Annotated in this window: 14 protein-coding genes; 4 read left to right on the top strand and 10 right to left on the bottom strand. The window is 69.5% G+C overall.

The genetic code is table 11. From position 1 onward, the window contains the following. Positions 1–8 precede the first annotated feature (8 nt). The 5 genes from H7F53_RS01455 to H7F53_RS01435 form a co-directional block, all read right to left on the bottom strand. On the bottom strand, positions 9–221 hold the full coding sequence (locus H7F53_RS01455; protein ID WP_185677679.1) for a hypothetical protein: 213 nt from the start codon (positions 219–221) through the stop codon (positions 9–11). Next, positions 218–532 (bottom strand): hypothetical protein, encoded by a 315-nt coding sequence (locus tag H7F53_RS01450; protein WP_185677678.1) that lies wholly within the window; start codon positions 530–532, stop codon positions 218–220. Before H7F53_RS01450 ends, H7F53_RS01455 begins: the two co-directional genes overlap by 4 nt. A 123-nt stretch (positions 533–655) precedes the next feature. Further along, complete coding sequence (locus tag H7F53_RS01445) at positions 656–1,933, bottom strand: DUF3526 domain-containing protein (RefSeq protein ID WP_221773505.1); 1,278 nt, start codon at positions 1,931–1,933, stop codon at positions 656–658. Continuing rightward, positions 1,933–3,378: an ABC transporter permease gene (locus H7F53_RS01440; RefSeq protein WP_185677677.1), complete on the bottom strand. Its 1,446-nt coding sequence runs from the start codon at positions 3,376–3,378 to the stop codon at positions 1,933–1,935. The genes H7F53_RS01445 and H7F53_RS01440 overlap by 1 nt, the downstream gene beginning before the upstream one ends. Beyond that, positions 3,375–4,106 carry an ABC transporter ATP-binding protein gene (locus H7F53_RS01435; protein ID WP_185677676.1) on the bottom strand — a complete coding sequence of 244 codons (732 nt, stop codon included), beginning with the start codon at positions 4,104–4,106 and terminating at the stop codon, positions 3,375–3,377. The genes H7F53_RS01440 and H7F53_RS01435 overlap by 4 nt, the downstream gene beginning before the upstream one ends. A gap of 141 nt (positions 4,107–4,247) precedes the next feature. On the opposite strand from H7F53_RS01435, the gene H7F53_RS01430 reads away from it, so the two are divergent. Continuing rightward, entirely contained in the window at positions 4,248–6,392 is a 2,145-nt protein-coding gene (locus tag H7F53_RS01430; RefSeq protein ID WP_185677675.1) for a TonB-dependent siderophore receptor, read from the top strand. A 12-nt stretch (positions 6,393–6,404) separates the two neighbouring features. Here the strand turns inward: H7F53_RS01430 and H7F53_RS01425 are convergent, their stop codons facing one another. Both H7F53_RS01425 and H7F53_RS01420 read right to left on the bottom strand, forming a co-directional pair. After that, a complete protein-coding gene (locus H7F53_RS01425) occupies positions 6,405–8,750 on the bottom strand; it encodes a xanthine dehydrogenase family protein molybdopterin-binding subunit (protein WP_185677674.1) in 2,346 nt (781 codons plus the stop codon). Next, a complete protein-coding gene (locus H7F53_RS01420; protein WP_185677673.1) occupies positions 8,747–9,265 on the bottom strand; it encodes a (2Fe-2S)-binding protein in 519 nt (172 codons plus the stop codon). The genes H7F53_RS01425 and H7F53_RS01420 overlap by 4 nt, the downstream gene beginning before the upstream one ends. A 186-nt stretch (positions 9,266–9,451) precedes the next feature. On the opposite strand from H7F53_RS01420, the gene H7F53_RS01415 reads away from it, so the two are divergent. Then, entirely contained in the window at positions 9,452–10,354 is a 903-nt protein-coding gene (locus tag H7F53_RS01415; protein ID WP_185677672.1) for a LysR family transcriptional regulator, read from the top strand. 33 nt (positions 10,355–10,387) lie between these two features. On the opposite strand, the gene H7F53_RS01410 is transcribed toward H7F53_RS01415, so the two are convergent. After that, a complete protein-coding gene (locus tag H7F53_RS01410) occupies positions 10,388–11,440 on the bottom strand; it encodes a DUF2332 domain-containing protein (RefSeq protein WP_185677671.1) in 1,053 nt (350 codons plus the stop codon). A 273-nt stretch (positions 11,441–11,713) separates the two neighbouring features. Here H7F53_RS01410 and H7F53_RS01405 point away from each other — a divergent pair, with 273 nt between their 5' ends. Together H7F53_RS01405 and H7F53_RS01400 are read left to right on the top strand one after the other, a co-directional pair. Continuing rightward, positions 11,714–14,215, top strand: coding sequence for a TonB-dependent receptor domain-containing protein (locus H7F53_RS01405; RefSeq protein WP_185677670.1), 2,502 nt, complete (start codon positions 11,714–11,716; stop codon positions 14,213–14,215). A 50-nt stretch (positions 14,216–14,265) separates the two neighbouring features. Next, entirely contained in the window at positions 14,266–16,098 is a 1,833-nt protein-coding gene (locus tag H7F53_RS01400) for a methyl-accepting chemotaxis protein (protein ID WP_185677669.1), read from the top strand. Positions 16,099–16,160: 62 nt separating this feature from the next. Here H7F53_RS01400 and rhaI read toward each other — a convergent pair whose 3' ends face one another. Both rhaI and H7F53_RS01390 read right to left on the bottom strand, forming a co-directional pair. Next, positions 16,161–17,450, bottom strand: coding sequence for an L-rhamnose catabolism isomerase (gene rhaI, locus H7F53_RS01395; protein WP_185677668.1), 1,290 nt, complete (start codon positions 17,448–17,450; stop codon positions 16,161–16,163). Between the two features lie 145 nt (positions 17,451–17,595). Further along, on the bottom strand, positions 17,596–19,707 hold the full coding sequence (locus H7F53_RS01390) for a bifunctional rhamnulose-1-phosphate aldolase/short-chain dehydrogenase (RefSeq protein ID WP_185677667.1): 2,112 nt from the start codon (positions 19,705–19,707) through the stop codon (positions 17,596–17,598). Between the last annotated feature and the right edge of the window lie 56 nt (positions 19,708–19,763).

Below are 19,763 nucleotides of genomic sequence, written 5' to 3'. Positions count from 1 at the left end.
CCACAGGGTCAGGCGCGGTAGAACGCGAAGCGCTTGACGCGGTGGGCGATCAGGTGGTTGCCGAGCTTGGTGCGCATCTCCTCGGCGCCTTCCGAGGTCAGGCAGACTAGGTGGGTGCCGCCATCGGGCAGGGTCTCGATCGCGCTGATCGTCACGCCGCCCCGCTGGCACATGTCACGCACCTTCTGCTCGGGCAGGGCGATGTTCATCGCGCGGCTCATGCGCCGTGTCCCCGGGCGGCCAGGCTCATCCGGGCCACCTCGGCCGCAACCACGGCCAGCCCCGCAGGGCTCTCACCGGCGAGGTTGAGCGGAACCGCGCCGAGCCCGGCATGGTGCGTATTGAGGAACAGCCGCGCCTGATCGACCGGGCTGATCTGCGCGCAGACCAGACGGATGATCGTGCCCTGCCGGGTCGCGGCTTCGGCCGACAGCGGCGACGGCTGCCGGCGGGGGCGGATGAAGCGGCCCGGCTTGCGGGCTGGGGACGACAGGTCGGACTGGGAATCAGGGATCGGCGGGTCGGCGACCATAGCGGGCTCTCCATGTAAGCGGGAGCGCGATGGTCTCTCAGCCGGCCGCGCCTACGCACAAGGGAATGAGCCGATAGGCTGGATATGGGGCCTGCCGCGCCGCTTACAAGGGGCGCGGCGCCGTCAGGGCTGTGGCGGCGGCTCGGGCCAGCGCGGAGCGCGGGCGAAGTCGGCGGCCTGGAACGGGCGATCGGTGAACAGGTAGCCATAGTAGAACCGTCGCAGCTGGGCATGATAGGCGCGGATCCGGTCCTGATACGCGAGCTGCGCCTGCAGATCGGTCCGCGCGAGGCGGTGGAGCGCCAGCTGCAGCCCGACCGGCGGCAGGACATAGCCGACCTGCCGGGTCAGGGCATCGCGCCGTTCCAACCCGGCGCGATAGGCGCGCACCGGTTCGGCCACGCTGAGATCGCCGAGATGCTGGAAGGCATAGTACCATTTCCAGTGGAACCCGCCGCGCACCGGGGCCGTGTTGCGCCACGCCGGTTCGGCCCGGAAGAAGGCCGCCATGGTGGCGGGCTTGGGCTTGTCCCAACCGCCGTGGACCGCCTCGCGCTGGGCCAGGGTCAGTTCGACCCCCTGCCGGACCGGGATCGCGGCATTGATCGCCACCAGCGCCAGTCCGGGCAGGACGAGCGTGACGATCAGCCAGACCGCGGCGAGCGCGGCCGCCGCACTCACCGAGCCGAGCCTCAGCCATGCCGCCGCGAGGCAGGCCAGGGTCCAGAAGGCAAGGTAGGCGGCGGCCAGTCCGATCACGCCCAGCAGCGCCCAGCCGCTGTTGGCAATCAGGCCGCCGACGATCAACGGAAGGGTCAGGGCGGCGAACAGCAGCCCGCTGCGCAGGAGCGCGCGCCGCGCCCACAGCCCGCGCCGCGATCGGGCCATCGCCCCCAGCAGCGCAAGCCGGCCGGCCTCGCGTTCGCTGGCCACCAGATCGTGCAGGAGCGCGATGGCGAACAACGGCGCAAGATAGGTCAGCACGAAAGCCCAGTCGAACCGGCCGGGCAGCGCCAGCTCGGCGTTGTAGGTCTCGCTTTCGTTGATCTGGCCCTCCAGCGCGAGCGCGCGGACGCGCAGCACGAAGGGCGCGACGTCACGCTGGCCAAGCGCGATGAAGGCCAGGTCCGATGGCGGGTCCCAGGTGACATGGTGCGTGTAGTAGGCCGCGTTGCCGGGATCGCCGTCGGCCGCCGCCGAGGCCGCCACCGCCGCCACGTCCGCGGCCTGCTGGGGCTGGATGCGGGCAATCACCTCGCGCTGGTGAGCGACCTCGGCCAGCCCGGCCCAGACGCTGCCCGCGGACAGCAGCACGACCAGCAGCAGCAGCGGCAGCGCCATCGGCTGGCGCAGGAACAGGCGCAGTTCGTGGCGCCACAGTCCGATCACCCCCGGCCCCATCAGACCGTCTCCTCGAGACGGCGGATCGCGGCGACAGCCGCGGCCGCAGCCAACCCGAGCCAGACCAGCAGGATCCCGGCGCCCGGCGCCGCCGCGGCGAGCCGTTCGGCCAGGCTGGCGGGCCGGTAGGTGAAGTCGGGCACCTCCTGCCAGTGCCGCGGATCGATCCGCACGCGGCGGGCCGCCTCGGGATCGCGGTTGCGGTTGCCGTCGTCGACATAGGTCACGGTTTCGGCCTGCAGCCGGTTGAGCCGCTGGACGATGCCGTAGCGATAGGCTTCGGCCTGCTGGAGAAATCGCCGGTGGCCCTCGAGGTCGGTCCCGGCAAGGGCCATCGACAGGCTGCGGATCGCCACGGCCGGGCTCAGCAGGCCGAGCCTGGTGGCAATCGTGCCCTGCCGGCGCTGCTGCGCGAACTGGGCCGTGGCGTAGCGGTCGAACAGGCTCGCAGTCAGGCGTTCGCCCTCGAGCGCGACGAGCCCACGGTAGTTGAGCGGGAGATCCTCCACCCGCGAGACCCCGTACTGCGCCAGGATCCTCGCCTTGAACGCGGCGAAATGCGGGTCGTCGGGATTGTGGCTGTCACCCAGGCGCTGCAGGTCGCGCTGGATGGCGATATCGGTCTCGAGCCGGGTCAGCTGGGGTTCGAGCCGCAGCGCGATGTCGGGTCCGATCCGCGGCACCAGGATGGTGGTCAGGGTCCACAGGCCGAGCAGCGCGATCAGCGCGCCGCGGGCGGACCGCACGAGGGCCGAGACGATCACGATCCCCAGCACCCACAGGGCGAGATAGCCAATATAGCCGAGCGCCAGCAAGCCGGCGGCGAGCGGCTCGGCGCGGGCGCTGGCGACCAGCCAGATCAGCGCCGCCAGCGCCGGGGTCAGCAGCACGGCGGCGATCCCGCCCAGGGCGAGCAGCTTGCCGCCGAGCACCTCGGCGGCGGAGCGGCCATGAACCCGGAGCAGGCGCAGCGTGCCCCGCTCGCGTTCGTTGGCGATCAGTCCGAAACCCACGAAGATCAGCACCAGCGGCGCCAGCGCCTGGAGCACGAAGGCCGGGGTGAGCTGGCCGAACCGGGCGAGCAGCGAGGACTGGCGCACATCGCCGAAATTGGCGCTGTTCTGGCGATGGCCCTCAAGAAAGATGGTGTTGCCGGTGAAGCCGTCGACCCCCGGGTCGAATCCCGCCAGCGCGGGGAGGGGACGAAACACGAAGTGCCCGTAATGCACCATGCGGTGCGGGTGGCGCGCGGGCTGGCCGTCGAAGGCCCGGTCGGCCTGCTGCTGGAACCGGGCGCGCAGGGCATTGCTGTCGTCACGGTGGGCCACGGCGGTCACGGCTGCGACGATCGACAGGGCCAGCAGCATCAGCAGCGCCAGCTGGGCGACCCGGCTGCGCGCCATCAGCCGCCAGTCGTTGCCGGCCAGCAAACGGACTGTCTTCATGCGGCCGCGGCCTCGCCATAGCGATGGTGGAGCGCCAGCACGTCGATCCCGTCAGCCGGGCGCACCTCGTCGACGATCCGGCCTTCAGCGAGGAAGCCGATCCTGTCGGCGCAGTCCGCGGCGCCGAGCAGGTCGTGGGTGACCATCAGAATGGCCGTGCCGCGCGCCTTGAGCCGGCCCAGCAGGGCGTTGAAATCGGCTGTCGCGCGCGGATCGAGCCCGCTGGTCGGCTCGTCGAGCAGCAGCACCGGGACATCGCGCAGCACGGCCATGGCGATCGCCACCTTCTGCCGCATGCCCTTCGAATAGCCCCCGACCCGCCGGGTCCGCGCCTCGGCCTGCAGTCCGGCCGCATCCAGCGCGCCGTCCATCGCGCCGCGCGTCGGTTCGTGGCCGGTCAACGCCATGAAATATGCGATGTTCTCGTAAGCGCTGAGCTGGTCGTAGAGGGCGACGCTCTCGGGCAGGAAGGCGATCTGGCGGCGTGCGGCATCCGGGGCGGTGACCGGATCCGTGCCGGCGACCGTCACGGTCCCGCCATCCGGACGCAGAAAGCCGAGCAGGACCGACAGCGTGGTCGACTTGCCCGCGCCATTGCCGCCGAGCAGGGCATAGATCTCGCCGGCCGCGACCTGCAGCGTCAGGTCGGCCAGAACCGTGCGGGTGCCGCGGCGCAAGGTCAGCCCGGACAAGGCGATGACGGCAGGGGAAGAGGATTCGCTGATCATATCATCGCTTCATTCCGCCTCGACATCGGCCTGTCAATGAGACGTTATATCATTTTGTTGACTCTGCCGGGGGACCGGCTATCGGGGCGCAGATGATACATTGTATCGCAATGCCGATCTAAACCTGCTGGGGGGCACGCCATGACGTCTCGTTCGATTTCCGCGCCGCTGGCGGCGCTTCTGCTTGGCGCCTGGGCTGCCCCTGCCGTGGCCGAGGACGCCGCCGATGCCTCGGCCATCGATGCCTCGGCCATCACCGTGACCGGGCTGCGTCAGGCCTATCGCGGTGATTTCGAGACCCGCGAGATTCCGCAGGCGATCATCGTGATCGACACGAAGACCCTGCAGGACAACAATATCCTGCGCCTGACCGACGCTCTCGATCTCAATGCCGGGGTGGCCCGCCAGAACAACTTCGGCGGATTGTGGGATGCCTATGCGGTGCGCGGCTTTGTCGGCGATGAGAACCTGCCGAGCGGCTACCTCGTCAACGGCTTCAACGGCGGGCGCGGCTTCGGCGGTTCGCGGGACGTGGCCGGGATCGAGCGGATCGAGATCCTCAAGGGCCCCAATGCCGCCCTGTTCGGGCGCGGCGAGCCGGGCGGCACGGTCAACCTCGTCACCAAGCGCGCCCAGTTCGGGGCCACCAGCGGAACCACCTCGGCCAGCTATGGCAGCTTTGCCACGGTGCGCGGCGACAGCGATCTCAATCTGGCGCTGGGCGGGGCGCTGGCCGTGCGGCTGATCGGCTACTACGAACGGGCCGACAGCTTCCGCGAGACCATCACCAGCGAGCGCTACGGCTTTCTGCCAAGCATCGGGGTCAAGCTGGGCGCCGATACCACGCTGACCTATGACCTCGAACTGGCCCGCCAGGAGGTGCCGTTCGATCGCGGGGTGCTGGCGATCAATGGTCAGCTTGGCCGGGTCCCGCGCGAGCGCTTCCTCGGCGAGCCTGGCGATGGCCCGATCCGCGCCCGTGCCACCGGCCATCAGCTCCAGTTGCAGCACCGTTTCAGCGATGCATGGAGCCTGCTGCTCGGCGGGAGCTATCGTCAGACCCGCCTCACCGGCTTTTCCACCGAGGCCGAACTGGCCGGGGCGCGGCAGAAGCTGTTCGTCGATGGGCAGTCCTTGTCGCGTCAGCGTCGCTACCGGGACTACGATGCCGACCATGCCGTGCTCCGCGCCGAGCTGGCCGGCGATGTGACGGTCGCCGGACTGCGCCATCGCCTGTTGATCGGCGCCGATTTCGACCGGTTCGAGAACGGCCAGCTGTTCCTCCGCTTCCGTCCGGCCGCGAACAGCGGCAACCCCACCGACCAGGCGGCCAACGTGATCAACGTGCTGGCCCCGGTCTATGGCCGCTTCCCGTTGCCGGTGCCCGGCCCGCAGACCAACCGGCTGGACGTGCAGCAGGCGTTCGGGGCCTATCTGCAGGATCAGGTTACCCTGTCCGACCAGTTCCAGTTGCGCTTCGGCGGTCGGTTCGACCGGTTCTCGCTGCGCTCGCGCAACCGTGCCGCCGGGACCGAGCAGAGCCGTACCTTCGAACGGTTCAGCCCGCAGGTCGGCCTGGTCTGGACGGCCAGCCCGGACCTGTCGCTCTATGCCGCCTATGGGGAGGGCTTCCGCTCCAACATCGGCGCCACCTTTGCAGGCGCGATCTTCGATCCGGAGACCAGCCGCTCGTTCGAGGCGGGGGCCAAGTTCGCCCTGTTCGATAACGCGGTGAACGGTACGATCGCCTATTTCAATCTGCGCAAGTCCAACGTCCTCGCGACCGATCCGGGCAATCCCGGCTTTTCGCTGCCGATCGGCCGGGCCGGCAGCCGCGGGGTCGAGTTCGACCTCTCGGGCACGCTGCCCGGCGCGATCGACGTGCTGCTGTCCTATGCCTTTGTCGATGCGCGGGCCGAGGCGGATGTGCTCGATCCCAACTTCGGGCTGCAGATCCGCTCCGGTGATCGTCTGATCAACGTGCCGCGCCACTCGTTCAACCTGCAGGCGTCGCGGCCCTTCACGATCGGCGAGACCCGGCTGCGGCTGGGCGCGGGGGTGCAGCACGTCGGCGTCCGGCTGGGCGAGACCGCGACCACCTTCGAGCTGCCCGGCTACACCCTGGCGCGGCTGTTCGCCAACTGGCAGGTCAGCCCGCGGATCGAGGTGTTCGGCCAGGTCCAGAACCTGTTCGACACGACCTACTACACCAACAGCTTCGCCCGCCTCTGGGTGCAGCCCGGCGCTCCGCGCACGGCGAGCGGCGGGATCCGGGTGCGCTACTGACCGCTGGACCGGTCAGGCGCGCAGCGCCGCCAGAACCAGATCGGGCCGGAGCGGAATGCGCCGCACCGGCTTGCCGGTGGCGTCCAGCACGGCCCCGGCGATCGCCGGGGCGGCCAGGGCGTTGGCGCTTTCCGAGCCCTGGCCATAAGTGGTCACGCCGGGATTGTCGGCGATCACCACCTTGAGCTCGGGCATGTCGGCCATGGTCAGGATCGGATAGCTTGCCCAGTCGGTCGCGGTCACCTTGCCGCGATCGAACGGCACCTCCTCGAACAGGGCCTGGCTGACCCCCATCAGGCAGCCCGCCTGGATCTGGCGGCGCAGCTGCAGCGGATTGATGACGATGCCGACGTCGGCCACGATGGTGATCCGCTCGACCTTGACCTCGCCGGTGGCCGGGGTCACCGCGACCATGGCTGCGCAGGCCCAATAGCCGTTGTCGCGCAGCATCAGGGCCAGGCCCTGTCCCCGCATCACGCGCTGGCCGGTGGCCCGGGCGCCGGGAGCCGGTGAGGGGCGCGAGGTCCAGCCGGATTCGTCGCGCAGGCGGATGAGCAGCGCCTGGAAGCGCGGATCGGGGACATGGTCGAGACGGAACTGCAGCGGGTCCTTGCCGGCCAGCAGGGCTGCCTCGGTGATCGCGATCTCGCGCGGGCAGTTTTGCTGGAACTGCAGTGGGGTGCGCATCGAATGGTTGCGCAGGCCGGCACCATGGGGCGATTGCTGCTGGCCGATATGCCGGCATCCCTTGCCGATCTCGCGCAGCGGGGCGCCGGTGCCATAGATCCAGGTGTCGGTGATGGCGAGCAGGCTGCTCTGGAAGCCATAGGTCGTGGTGGCGGAAGGCGGCGCGATCGTCGGCAATCCGGCGAGGACCGCGCCGATCAGCCGGTCGTCCTGCATGCCGGGACCGGAATGGGTCGCTTCATAAGCGCTGATCCGCCCGTCCCCGCCCAGCGCGATGCGGATATCCGCGACCATGGCCGAGGACTGGGTCGACCATTGCATGTCGTCGTGGCGCATCCACTGTACCCGGACCGGCCGGCCGAGCGCGCGCGACAACAGCACCGCTTCGTCCTCGCTCCCGGCGCTGCCGCCGTTCGACCGGCCATAGTGCCCCGCGCCGGGATAGGTCCGCACCACCACGCGGTCTTCGCCGGTTCCGAGCATCAGCGCGATCATCCGGCGCAGGTGCTGCGGGTTCTGGCTGTGGGTATGCAGGGTCACCGAGCCATCGGGACGATAGTCGGCCAGCGAGACCATCGGGCTGATCGGGGCATGCTTCTGGAAGGGCATGGCATAGCGGGCGCGATGTTCGCGCGCGCCGCGCACCTGGGCCGGATCGCCGGCATTGGCGCGCCCCTCGCGCGGCGGGGCCGCCTCTGCGGCCACGCTGCGGCGGATCTGGTCGGGCAAGTCGGCCTGGTCCGGCAGGCCCTGCCAGTCCGACCAGCGCGTGCCGGCCGCAACCGCCTGCGCCGCCTGGACCGCCTCCCATTCATCGGGCGAGGCCACGGCAAGCAGGTGGCCCAGCCGGACCAGCTGCGCACCCGGGAACGCCACCCGGTCCAGCCGGCCCGGTTCGATCAGGGTCGATCCCAGGGTTTCCGGATGGATCACCCGGGCATGCAGCATGCCCGGCAGCTTGACGTCACCCACCCACACTGTCTCGCCGGCGATCTTCGGCGGGAGCGAGGGATTGGGCACCGGCTGACCGATGATCGTATAGTCCTTGACCGGCTTGAGCGGCGGATTGGCTTCGACCCGCAGGCCGAGCGGCATGGTCAGGTCACCGGACAGCGGGATGGTCAGCTGCAGGGCCTCGCCGCGCACCAGTTCGCCATAGGTGATCGCCTTGCCTCCGCCAGACAGGATGCCGTCCCGCACGCTGAGAGCGGCGCGCGCCACGCCAAGCCGTCGGCTTGCCAGCTCCAGCGCCGCTTCGCGCAGCAGCGCCGCCACCTTGCGGAGGTTCTGGGCATTGCGCAGCAGGCCGAAGGTGCCGCCGCCGTCGGGCGTGCGGTCGGTATCGCCCGAGACCACCTCGGTCATCGCCGCCAGCGGCACGCACAGCTCTTCCGCCACGATCTGGCGGTAGGCGGTGTAGATCGAGCTCTGGCCGAAATCGCACTTGCCGGTGCGCAGCAGCACGGTGTTGTCGGCGCGGATCTCGATCCAGCCCGCGGCCGTCGTGGCAGAGGGTGCCGCGCTGCCGGCCGCCGCGGCCGCCGGGCCGCCCTTGATCGCCAGAACCGCCGCCATGGTTCCGGCGACCCCGAGGAAGCCGCGCCGGCTCAACCCGGACAGCTGCGCGCCATGGATGGCGATCGTGTCGCTCTGGTGGGCCACGGCGGTCATCCTGCCGCTCCCTCGGCCATCAGCCGCGCGGCGCGGTGCGCCCCCTCGAGGATCGCGGCATAGCTGCCGCAGCGGCACAGGTGCGGCGAAGGCCCCGAGGTGGTCAGGGCCTGCTTGATGTCGGCGTCGGTCGGTCGCGGATTGGCCTCGAGCAGTTCGGTGACCTTGATCATCATGCCGAACTGGCAGATCCCGCACTGCGGCACCTGCTCGTCGATCCAGGCCTGCTGGACCGGGTGCAGGGCGGGCGCCGGCGACAGCCCGCGCTGCCGGGCCCAGCGCGCGGGCAGGCCGTCGACCGTGGTCACCTCCTTGCCGGCAAGGCTGCCGACCGGGGTCACGCAGGCCCGCACCTCCTCGCCGTCGACCAGCACCGAGCAGGCGCCGCACTGGGCGAGGCCGCAGCCGAACTTGGGAGTCATCACCCCGAGCTCGCCGCGCAGGACGTAGAGCAGGGGAGTCTCGTCCGCGGCTGTCACGGTCCGTTCGCTGCCGTTGACCCTCAGCTGTGCCATGCTTCGTCCTCCTGCAACGCCCGGGCAAGGCCCCTGCAAGGCGCCTGCAAGGCGGTTGCAAGGCGCTTGCCTTGGCCACGCCGCCGGGGTGGCGGGGGCTTGTCCCGGTGACCGTGTACCAGACTTGCATTGGGCCGATTAGAGCGGCAAATCAGCATAAACCTATTATGCAGGATGATAAGTCGCATGCGTGAGGACCTGCCCGACCTGGCGACCTTCCTGATCGTGGCCGAGGAGCGCAGCTTCACCCGGGCCGCGCTGAGGCTCGGCACCTCGCAATCGGCGGTGAGCCAGGCGGTGCGGCGCATCGAGGCCCGGCTGGGCACCACACTGCTGGCGCGCACCACCCGCAGCGTCAATCCCACCGAGACGGGCGAACGGCTGCTCGCCACGCTGCGTCCGGCCCTGGCCGAGATCGCCGGGCGCATGGCCGAGATCGCCACCCTGCAGGAGCGCCCGGCCGGGCTGGTGCGGATCACCACGAGCCGCCATGCCGCCGAGACCGTGCTGTGGCCGGCGATCGACCGGGTGCTGGCACGCTATCCCGAGATCGCGGTCGAACTGTCGGTCGACGGAGCGCTCACCAACATCGTCACGGATCGCTTCGATGCCGGGGTGCGTCTGGGGGAAAGCCTCGAGAAGGACATGATCGCGGTCCGGATCGGCCCCGACCTGCGCATGGCGGTGCTGGCCGCCCCGGCCTATCTCGCCGGTCATCCTGCGCCCGCCAGCCCGCGCGACCTGATCGCCCATCGCTGCATCAACCTGCGCATGGCGACCCGCGGCAACCTCTATGCCTGGGAGTTCGAACGCGGTGGCCAGACCCTCAACGTGCGGGTCGAAGGGGCGCTGATCGTGAACGATTCCGCGATGGCCCTGCGCGCCGCCCTGGCCGGTCACGGGGTGGCCTGCGTAATCGAGGACGCCGCGATCCGCGCGCATCTGGCCGAAGGCCGGCTGGTGCGGCTGCTCGACGACTGGTGTCCGCCCTTTGCCGGGCATCACCTGTACTATCCGGATCGGCGCAACCTGTCTCCGGCCTTCCGGATCGTGCTGGCCGAGCTGCGCCAATCGGCGCCGCCCGCCTGATTCCGTGCGGCCGGGCCCGTGGGTGACGGGCGCTCAGTCCGGCAGACCCCGCCACTCGAACCATTCGGCATAGGGATGGCAGTGCGCCACGATCACCGGCTGCCCCGAGCCGGACCCGCCATGCCACTGCGTGGCGGTGACGTCGACCCGGCTGCGATCGTCGTTCCATTCGAGCCCGACGCGCACCAGCGGCCGCGCCGGGGTCGCTGCGGCGCCCGCTGCGGCGAGGGTCTCGGCCAGGGTCTCGCGCTCGGCCGGAGGCAGGTACTGCAGCACCATCGAGTGGAACACCACGCGCCGCACGCCATCGGCCTGAGGCTCGGCGAGGGCCGCGCCGAGCCAGCTCCCGGCCCGCCCGCGGGCCACCTGGGGCGGGTGGCGGTGGGCCAGCGTGATGGCCGCCTGCAGCCGCGCCGAACGAGCCGGCTCGCCCGGCCAGATATAGGCCTGGAGCCGCTCGCTGTCGGCCGCCTCGCGGACATCGAGCGGATTGAGATCGACCCCGCGGGTGGCACCGAGACGGAGCCGGGCCGCGGGTGGGGTGGGGCCGAGCCAGCGCGGGGCGATCTGCACCGGGCTGCCGGGCTCGCCGCAGCGCCCGCCGCCGAGCCGGATGTCGTAGCGCGCCAGATTGAGGTTGAGTCCCGCACTGGCGCCCAGTTCGAGCAGCTCTGTCTCCATCGGCCGGCGGGCATCGAGCTCGAGCAGCAGCGCGGCGAGGCCGGCGATCCGCGCGACCTCGTTGGTCTGGGTCGGCCCGCTCAGCCAGTGCCGCAACGTGTCCTCGCCCTCGCACAGCGCGATGGTCAGGGCGAGGTCCAGCGCCAGCGGATCGGGCTCGGTCATCCGCACCGCGCCGCGGTAGATCGCGGCAAGACCGGGGTGCCGATCGCCCCGGGCCAGCGCATGAAGACCAGCGTTGAGCCGGAAGATCAGCCCGGCATCGGCGAGGTTGCCCGGCCAGGTCTCGAGCATCTGGAGCAGATCGGGTGCCAATGGCAGCACGCGGGCAAGGCTCTCGAAGACCCCGGCCATGAATATCTGGCCAAAGCCGCGCGCCTTGTCGGCTTCGATCAGCAGCTGCATCCCGATGCGCCGAGGACTCCGCACAGGGAGCGCGGTGGAGGAGACGATGGACGAGGAATACAAGACGGGGGCTTTCCGACGAAGGGGAGAGCGGCGTTCATGCCGGCTTGCCATCAATATCGGCACAATGATCGCTAGGCGTTTGTCTTTGGGTTCGCCTTAACGTCCAATTCAGGTTTCCTCCGCCCTCGAAATAACCCCTAATTGCGGAAAGCCGCTCCCTTAACGCGGCATGGTTAGGAGCATGACAACCGTAATGACATGAGGTTGCCGATGCGTTCCTGGCCCTATCTTGCCACCACCCTGCTCGCGGGCGCCATCGCGTCCCCCGCGCTGGCCGCCGACGAGGCGGCCAAGCAGGAGGGAGAGGCCCCGCGCGCGGCCACGTCCCAGGCCCAGGCGCCCGCCGCCAAGACCTTCAGCACCGGCGTGGCCAAGGGCCGCGACCTGCTCGATACCGCGATCTCGGCCAGTGTGATCGACGAGACCGACCTCGCCAAGCTCTCGGTCAGCTCGGTCGCGGGGATCATGCAGCGCATTCCCGGCATCCGCTCGGAAACCTCGGACATCGACGGGTTCTCGGCGATCACGGTCCGCGGCCTGCCGCTGGCGGCCGACGGCTCGAAGTTCCTGCAGATCCAGGAAGACGGCCTGCCCGTGCTCGAATTCGGCGATCTGCACTTCGCCTCGGCCGACCAGTTCATCCGCGCCGATCTCACCCTGTCGCAGGTCCAGGCGATTCGCGGTGGCTCGGCCTCGACCTTCGCGTCGAATTCGCCCGGCGGCGTGGTCAACTTCATTTCCAAGACCGGCGAGACCGAGGGCGGCGTGGTGCAGCTGTCGAGCGGCCTCGGTTTCGATCTCAAGCGTGCCGACTTCGCCTATGGCAGCCCGCTGGGCGGTGGGTGGCGCTTCCATGTCGGCGGGTTCTACCGCGACGGCGAGGGCCCGCGCGCGATCGGCTACACCGGCTTCCGCGGCGGGCAGGTCAAGCTGAACGTCACCAAGCAGTTCAACGGCGGCTACATCCGCTTCTACGGCAAGTACCTCGACGACCGGCAGCCCAACTATTCGCTCTATCCGGTGCTGCTGACCGGCACCAACGACAAGGTCGTGGTCAATGACCTGCCGGGCAACAGCGTTCGGGGCGCGGTCTACGAATCCCCGTTCACGGCCCGCAACGCCGGTCTGGATGACCAGAACAACCCGACGACCTTCGACGGCCGCAACGGCCTGCGCGGCATCAGCAAGGCGATCGGCTTCGAGGCCCAGGTCGATCTGGCCGGCTGGACGGTCAGCAACCGCTTCCGCTTTGCGGCGATCGGCGGCGAGTACAACGAATCGATCCCGATGGTTCAGGCCCCGGCCGCCGTTCTCGGCACCATCCTCGCCGGCCCCGGCGCATCGTTCAGCTATGCTGCCGGACCCAATGCCGGCCGCGCCTTCAATCCCGCCGAGCTGGCCGCGCTGTCGATCAAGATCACCGCGCGCCTCAATGCCATCGACAACATGACCAACGATCTGCGCGCCAGCCGCGTGTGGACGGCAGGCGAGGGCAAGCTGACCACCACCGGCGGTGTCTACCTGTCGTCACAGTCGGTCGACATGTATTGGAATTTCCTCAACACGCTCAACGACTTTGCCGGCGGCGGCCGCAACATGCCGCTCGATCTGACCAGCGCTGGCGGGACCCGGCTGAGCAATGCGGGCGTCTTCGCCTACGGCTTCGGCTTCGCCGTGCCGCTGTCGGCCTATCACACCCATTACGACCTGACCTACCGAATCGCGGCGCCCTATGCCTCGGCCAACTACCAGATCGGCAAGCTGGCGATTGGTGGCAGCCTGCGCTGGGACACCGGCAAGGTCAGGGGCAACATCTTCTCGGCCTCGCTGCAAGGTCCCGGCGGGACCACGCTGGACATCGACCGCGATGGGGTCGTCACGACGGCCGAGACCAAGGTCGCGATCCTGCCGCTCAGCCAGCCGTCCACGGTGAACTACGACTATGACTATCTGTCGTACTCGGCCGGGGTGAACTACCGGGTGGCCGAAACCTTCTCGGTCTTCGCGCGCTACAGCCGCGGTGGTCGCGCCAATGCCGAGCGCATCCTTGGGGCCGGCTCGCTCAATCCGGCCTCGGGCGCCCTGATCGATCCGTCGACCGCGTTCAGCCCGGTCAAGCAGGCCGAGGCCGGCGCCAAGTTCCGCCAGGGCGGCCTCACCGCCTATGTCACGGGCTTCTGGGCCTCGACCAGCGAGCGCAATTACCAGATCGGCGCGGACAACGCCGGCCAGGTCATCGTCATCCCGATCAACCGCACCTATGCCGCCAAGGGCATCGAGTTCGAGGGCGAGGTGCGCCGCGGGCCCTTCGCCCTGACCGTCGGAGCGACCTGGACCGATGCCAGGATCGACCAGGACCGCACCGATCCGGCGCTGGAGGGCAACCGTCCGCGCCACATCCCGACCTTCGCCTTCCAGGCCGTGCCGCAGGTGGAGTTCTCGCGCGTGACCTTCGGCGCCGTGGTCAACGGCACGGCCGAAAGCTTCGCCCAGGACAGCAACATCCTCAAGCAGCCCGGCTACGTGCTGGTCAGCCCGTTCCTCCAGTTCCGTCCGATCGAGCGTGTCCAGCTGGCACTGAACGCCTTCAACGTCTTCAACAAGCTGGCAATCGTCCAGCTCGCCTCGGCAGCCATTCCCGCCGGCGGGCTGACCAATGCCCAGGTGATGAACGGGCGAACTGTCACCGGCTCGCTACGCTTCTCGTTCTGACCGGATCGGCCATCCGCCGTGCCGGTCCCAAACCAAGGAAACAGGGTCCCGTGTTTGATCGTATGAGCATCCCCCGCCGTCTCGGCCTGTCCTTCGTGAGCCTGATCGCCACGGCAGCGATCATGATGGTCGTGTTCGGCGTCAGCCTTGCCATGGTATCCAGCGTGACCACGCGGAACACGGCCAGCCAGGACGTTCTGGCGGACACGCTGGCCCTCGAGACCGCGCTGCTGCGCCAGAACAGCCAGCTGCGCGGCTTCCTGGTGACGGCCGACCAGAGCTACCTGAAGTCCTACTACGAGGGCCGCGACGATTACGACAAGACCTCGGCGCTGCTCGAGAGCCGGCTGGCCGAGCCGGCGCTGCAGGAGCTGGTCCGGGTCTCGCGCACCGAGACGCTGAAGTGGCGCGCCGACTGGGGCGACAAGTATGTCGCGCTGGTCAAGGCGGGTCAGCGCGACGCCGCGCAGGAGGCGATCCGCGCGGCTGGCAAGGCGGTGCTGATCAGCGCCGCGGTGCTGCCGCTGCGCGAGATCAAGGAGGCCAAGGCCAAGGAGATTGCCGAACAGACGCAGCGCCAGGAGCGGGCGATCGTGTTCGCCTGGGTGGCTCTGGGCCTGGGCGGCAGTGCCCTGATCGGCCTGGCCTTCCTGCTCGCCCGCCGCCTGTCGAACGCCATCGCGCGGCCGATCGGTCAGCTGACCGAGACCATGTCGGCGCTGGCCAACGGCCGCAACGACGTGGCGATCCCGGGCACCGAACGGGTCGATGAACTGGGCGACATGGCCCGCGCGGTGCTGGTGTTCCGCGATGCCGCCATCGAGCGTGCCAGCGCCGTGGCCGACCGCGAGCGGGCGATGGCGCTGATCGGCGAACGGCTGGCCGCGGTGGCCCATGCCGACCTGTCGGTGCGCATCGTCGACGTGCCGCCCGCCTTCCAGGCGGTGGCCGACGACTTCAACGAGGCGATGACCCGGCTGTGCGAGGCGATGGGGCTGGTCAAGGACAGCATTGTCGCGATCAACCTGACCTCGTCGGAGATCCAGCAGGCGACCACCGACCTCGCCACCCGCAGCGAGCAGCAGGCGGCGAGCCTGCAGGCCTCCTCGTCGGCGATGGATCACCTCACCACCCAGATCGAGGAATATGCCAAGATCGCGGCCAGCGTGAGCGGCTCGATGGTCGAGGCGCGCGGCGAGGCCGAGGCCGGCGGCCAGATCGTCGGCCGGGCGATCGAGGCGATGGACAACGTCGCCCGCGCCAGCGCCGAGATCTCGGACATCACCACGATGATCGACGGCATCGCCTTCCAGACCAACCTGCTCGCGCTCAACGCCGGGGTCGAGGCAGCGCGCGCCGGCGAGGCGGGCAAGGGCTTCGCGGTGGTCGCCTCCGAAGTGCGCGCGCTGGCGCTGCGCGCCACCGAGGCCGCCAATGCGATCAAGCAGCGCGTCGAGGCGGTGACCCGGCATATCCAGTCGGGCGTGGCGCTGGTCAACGACACCGGGTCCGCGCTCGAGGCGATCATCACCCGCGTCGGCACGGTCAGCACCTCGGTCTCGACCATTGCCGAAACCGCCGGTGAGCAGAGCCAGGCCCTGCGCAAGATCAATGGCGCGATCGGCACGATGGACCAGATGACGCAGCAGAACGCGGCCATGGTCGAGGAAACCAACGCGGCGACGCACAACCTCTCGCGCGAGGCCAGTCAGCTGGCCAATGCCTTTGCCAGCTTCCGCATCGGCCGCGATGCGGCGGCGGCGCCGCGCGCCATGACGCAGCCCGCGCCGCGGGTGATCCGCGAGACCCCGCCGGCCGCGCCGCGGCATCAGCCGCCGCCGGTCAGCGGCAACCTCGCGCTCGACGAATGGTCGGAGTTCTGATCGACCCACCGGGCTGACCGACCCGGCCGGGAGCGCCGCGCGGGCTCCCGGCCGGTCGGGCTTCAGACGATCCCGGCGCCGAGTCCCACGGCCCTGCGCTCCTGCGCCTTGCGGTCGCGGTAGCGGCTGTCGCGGTAGACCGCGAGCACGTCATAGGCGCCGCCCGCCTCGACCCGCGCCTTGGCGAGGATCGGCGAGACGTCGAGCGTGTAGGCCCGGCGCAGCGCCTGGAAGGCCATCATCGTGTCGTTGGCCTCCTGCGCGGCGTGCAGCGCGGCGCGGTCGACCAGGTTGGCCTTGGCATAGCACTGCGCGATCGCCTCGGCGCTCGAGAGCATCGATTCGATCGGGTCGGTGACGTTGTGCGACTGGTCGATCATGTAGCTCGGGCGGAAACCGTCCCGCGGATTGGCTTCGGCCTCGGCCAGTTCGTTGAACACCAGGAACAGCTGGTGCGGGTTGATCGAGCCCGAATCGAGATCATCATCGCCGTACTTGCTGTCGTTGAAGTGGAAGCCGCCGAGCTTGCCGAAGCGGTGCAGCCGGGCGACGATCTGCTCGATGTTCACGTTGGGCGCGTGGTGTCCCAGGTCGACCAGGCACTTGGCCTTGGGGCCGAGTTCCTGCGCGGCCAGGATCGAGCTGCCCCAGTCGCTGATCACGGTGGAATAGAACGCCGGCTCGAACATCTTGTGCTCCAGCAGCATGCGCCAGTCATCGGGCAGCGCGGCATAGACCTGGGCGGCGGCCTCGAGATAGCGGTCGAGGCTGCGCGCGAAGTCCTGCTGGCCGGGGAAGTTGGTGCCGTCGCCGACCCACACGGTCAGGTCGGTCGAGCCGAGCTGGCGGCCGATCTCGATGCATTCGATGTTGTGCTCGACCGCCTGCTGGCGGGTTGCCGCCACGGTCGAGGAGAGCGAGCCGGTGCTGTAGCTGTGGGCCTGGCCGGGCTGGTCCTGGAAGGTGTTCGAGTTCACCGCGTCGAAGCCGAGTCCGAGGCTTGCCGCCTCCTCGCGCAGCGCGCCGTAGTCGCTGACCTTGTCCCACGGGAAGTGCGGCGAGACGCGGGGCGTGACCCGGCTGAGCTGGTTGATCACCGCGCAATCTTCCAGCTTTTCATGGATGTTGGTCGGCTCGCCCGGGATCGGGAACTTGGCGAAGCGCGTGCCGCCGCGGCCCGCCCCCCACGAGGGCACCGCCACCGAGAAGCCGGCGACGCGGTCCTTCACCGCCTCGATGTCGATTCCGACCCGTGCGAGCTTGCGGCCCAGCGCGGCATAGTCCTCGTCCAGCGCAGCGGCGTGGGCGTGATTGTGTTCGGCGATCAGGTCGGCCGAGATAGGCAGGATCATCAGGGCACCTCGTCTCTTGTTCTTCGTCACCCTGAACTTGTTTCAGGGTCCATCTCTCCGGCCGCACCGCCCGTGGCATCCCGCACCATGGATGCTGAAACAAGTTCAGCAGGACGGTCGGTGATGCAAGTCGGTGGCAGCCGCCTCAGCGCGTGAAGGCCTGGACGTTGCCGGCATCCACGTTGATCATGTTGCCGGTCGACTTGGCCGACAAGTCCGACCCCAGCCAGTAGGCGGCCTCCGCAATGTCCTCGGGCACGACATCGCGCTTGAGCATCGAGCGGTTGCGGTAGTGCGCCTCGAGCTCCTCGCCGGCATCGACCTTGTTCGATGCCGCGCGCTCCTTGCGCCAGTCGCCGTCCCAGATCTTGCTGCCGCGGATCACCGCGTCGGGGTTGACCACGTTGACCCGGATCCCCTCGGGCGCGCCCTCCAGCGCGAGGCAGCGGGCCAGGTGGTTGGCCGCCGCCTTGGCCGAGGCATAGGCCGAGGCACCGGCCGCCGCGGCGACCGCGTTCTTCGAGCCGATGAAGACCACGCTGCTGCCGCCCTGGTCCTTCATCCGCTTGAGCAGCGGCCAGGCATGCTTGGCGGTCAGGAAGTAGCCCTGGGCGAGCACGTCGAAGTTGCGATCCCACAGTTCGACCGTGGTCTGCTCGATCGGCGCGGACGAGGCGATGCCGGCATTGGCGACCAGCACGTCGAGCCCGCCGAACTCGCGCGCGGCGAAATCGAACGCGGCCTTGACCTGGGCCTCGTCGGTCACGTCGCAGGCGACGGCGCGGACCACGTCGGCGCCGAACTGCCGGGCGAAGCCGGCGCGCACCTCCTCGGCGGCGGCGGCGTCGCGGTCGGCCAGGACCACGCAGGCGCCCTCGCGCAGGAAGCGCGCCGCGGTGGCCGCGCCGATCCCGCCGGCACCGCCGGTGACCAGCGCGATCCGCCCGACCATCGGCTTGGGCGCGGGCATGCGCTGGAGCTTGGCCTCCTCGAGCAGCCAGTACTCGATGTCGAAGGCCTCCTGCTCGTCCAGCGCGATGTAGTCGCCGATCGCCTCGGCGCCACGCATCACGTTGATCGCGTTGCCATAGAATTCACCCGCCAGCCGCGCGGTGGTCTTGTCGGTGGCGAAGGTGATCCGGCCGACCCCGGGGACCAGCACGACCACCGGATTGGCATCGCGCATCGGGGGCGAATTCGGCCGCTTGCAGCGCTCGTAATAGGCCGCGTACATCGCGCGGTAGGCCGCGATCTGCTCGGCCAGGTAGGCATCGTCCTGGAGCCGCGCCGGATCGAGCGTCAACGGCGCGATCTTGGTGCGCAGGAAATGGTCCGGGCACGAGGTGCCGAGCGCGGCAAGCCGGGCGAAATCGACCGAGCCGACGAACTCGAGCGCCTCGGCATCGTCCGAGAAGTGCCCCAGCTTGCGCCGTACCCCGGTCATGCAGCCGCGCAGGCGCGGCATCAGGTCGGCCGCGATCGCCGCCCGGTCGGGATGCGGCGCGACCGCGCGGCCGCCAAAGGCCGGGCCGCCGGCGAGTTTCGCGTTGAGGTAGTTGGCCGCATCGGCGATCAACTGCACGGTATGCTCGTAACAGGCCTTGGCGCTGTCGGCCCAGCAGATGATGCCGTGACCGGCGAGCATCACCCCTTCGACGCCGGGATGGGCCGCGACATAGTCGCGCAGCATCACGCCCAGCGTGTAGCCCGGCCGCTTCCACCCGAGCCAGCCGATCTTGCCGCCCCAGATCTCGCGCGTCGCAGCCTCCCCGCCCGAGCTTGCGGCGAGGGCGATGATCGCATCGGGGTGGACATGGTCGACATGGGCGAAGGGCAGCAGCGAATGCAGCGGAGTGTCGATGCTGGCGGCGCGGCCGTTCAGGTTGAAGGTGCAGTGCGGCAGGTAGCCGACCATCTTGTCGTCGTCGTCCGGCCCGCCATAGTGTTGCTCGAGCCCGAGCAGCTTGTGCTGGTAAAGCGTGGCGAAGCCGTCGAGCTTCATCGAGCCGATGTCGCCGCCCGAGCCCTTGACCCACAGCACCTCGACCGCTTCACCGGTGAGGGGATCGGTCTCGGTCAGCTTGGCCGAGGTGTTGCCGCCGCCGAAGTTGGTGACCGTCAGGTCCGAGCCGAGCAGGTTCGAGCGGTAGAGCAGCAGCTCGGCGGGCGAGAGCGTTCCGGCTACCGAGTCGTCCCACCGGCTGGTCGGCACGGCAAAGGGCAGGGCAGCGGCGGAAATGGCGGTTTCGGCGTTCATGGCATCCCTTGTCTGGCCAGCGGCGGCAGTGCGCCCGTGGTTGGGACTGATAGACT

It is taken from the genome of Novosphingobium piscinae (genome assembly GCF_014230355.1).
Taxonomy (GTDB): Bacteria; Pseudomonadota; Alphaproteobacteria; order Sphingomonadales; family Sphingomonadaceae; genus Novosphingobium; species Novosphingobium piscinae.
This window is presented reverse-complemented; position numbering and strand designations above follow the sequence as displayed.

Excerpts from the sequence above, each read along its gene's own strand:
- H7F53_RS01455 (WP_185677679.1), bottom strand. The coding sequence starts at position 221 with ATGAGCCGCGCGATGAACATCGCCCTGCCCGAGCAGAAGGTGCGTGAC.
- H7F53_RS01450 (WP_185677678.1), bottom strand. The coding sequence starts at position 532 with ATGGTCGCCGACCCGCCGATCCCTGATTCCCAGTCCGACCTGTCGTCC.
- H7F53_RS01445 (WP_221773505.1), bottom strand. The coding sequence starts at position 1,933 with ATGGGGCCGGGGGTGATCGGACTGTGGCGCCACGAACTGCGCCTGTTC.
- H7F53_RS01440 (WP_185677677.1), bottom strand. The coding sequence starts at position 3,378 with ATGAAGACAGTCCGTTTGCTGGCCGGCAACGACTGGCGGCTGATGGCG.
- H7F53_RS01435 (WP_185677676.1), bottom strand. The coding sequence starts at position 4,106 with ATGATCAGCGAATCCTCTTCCCCTGCCGTCATCGCCTTGTCCGGGCTG.
- H7F53_RS01430 (WP_185677675.1), top strand. The coding sequence starts at position 4,248 with ATGACGTCTCGTTCGATTTCCGCGCCGCTGGCGGCGCTTCTGCTTGGC.
- H7F53_RS01425 (WP_185677674.1), bottom strand. The coding sequence starts at position 8,750 with ATGACCGCCGTGGCCCACCAGAGCGACACGATCGCCATCCATGGCGCG.
- H7F53_RS01420 (WP_185677673.1), bottom strand. The coding sequence starts at position 9,265 with ATGGCACAGCTGAGGGTCAACGGCAGCGAACGGACCGTGACAGCCGCG.
- H7F53_RS01415 (WP_185677672.1), top strand. The coding sequence starts at position 9,452 with ATGCGTGAGGACCTGCCCGACCTGGCGACCTTCCTGATCGTGGCCGAG.
- H7F53_RS01410 (WP_185677671.1), bottom strand. The coding sequence starts at position 11,440 with ATGCAGCTGCTGATCGAAGCCGACAAGGCGCGCGGCTTTGGCCAGATA.
- H7F53_RS01405 (WP_185677670.1), top strand. The coding sequence starts at position 11,714 with ATGCGTTCCTGGCCCTATCTTGCCACCACCCTGCTCGCGGGCGCCATC.
- rhaI (WP_185677668.1), bottom strand. The coding sequence starts at position 17,450 with ATGATCCTGCCTATCTCGGCCGACCTGATCGCCGAACACAATCACGCC.
- H7F53_RS01390 (WP_185677667.1), bottom strand. The coding sequence starts at position 19,707 with ATGAACGCCGAAACCGCCATTTCCGCCGCTGCCCTGCCCTTTGCCGTG.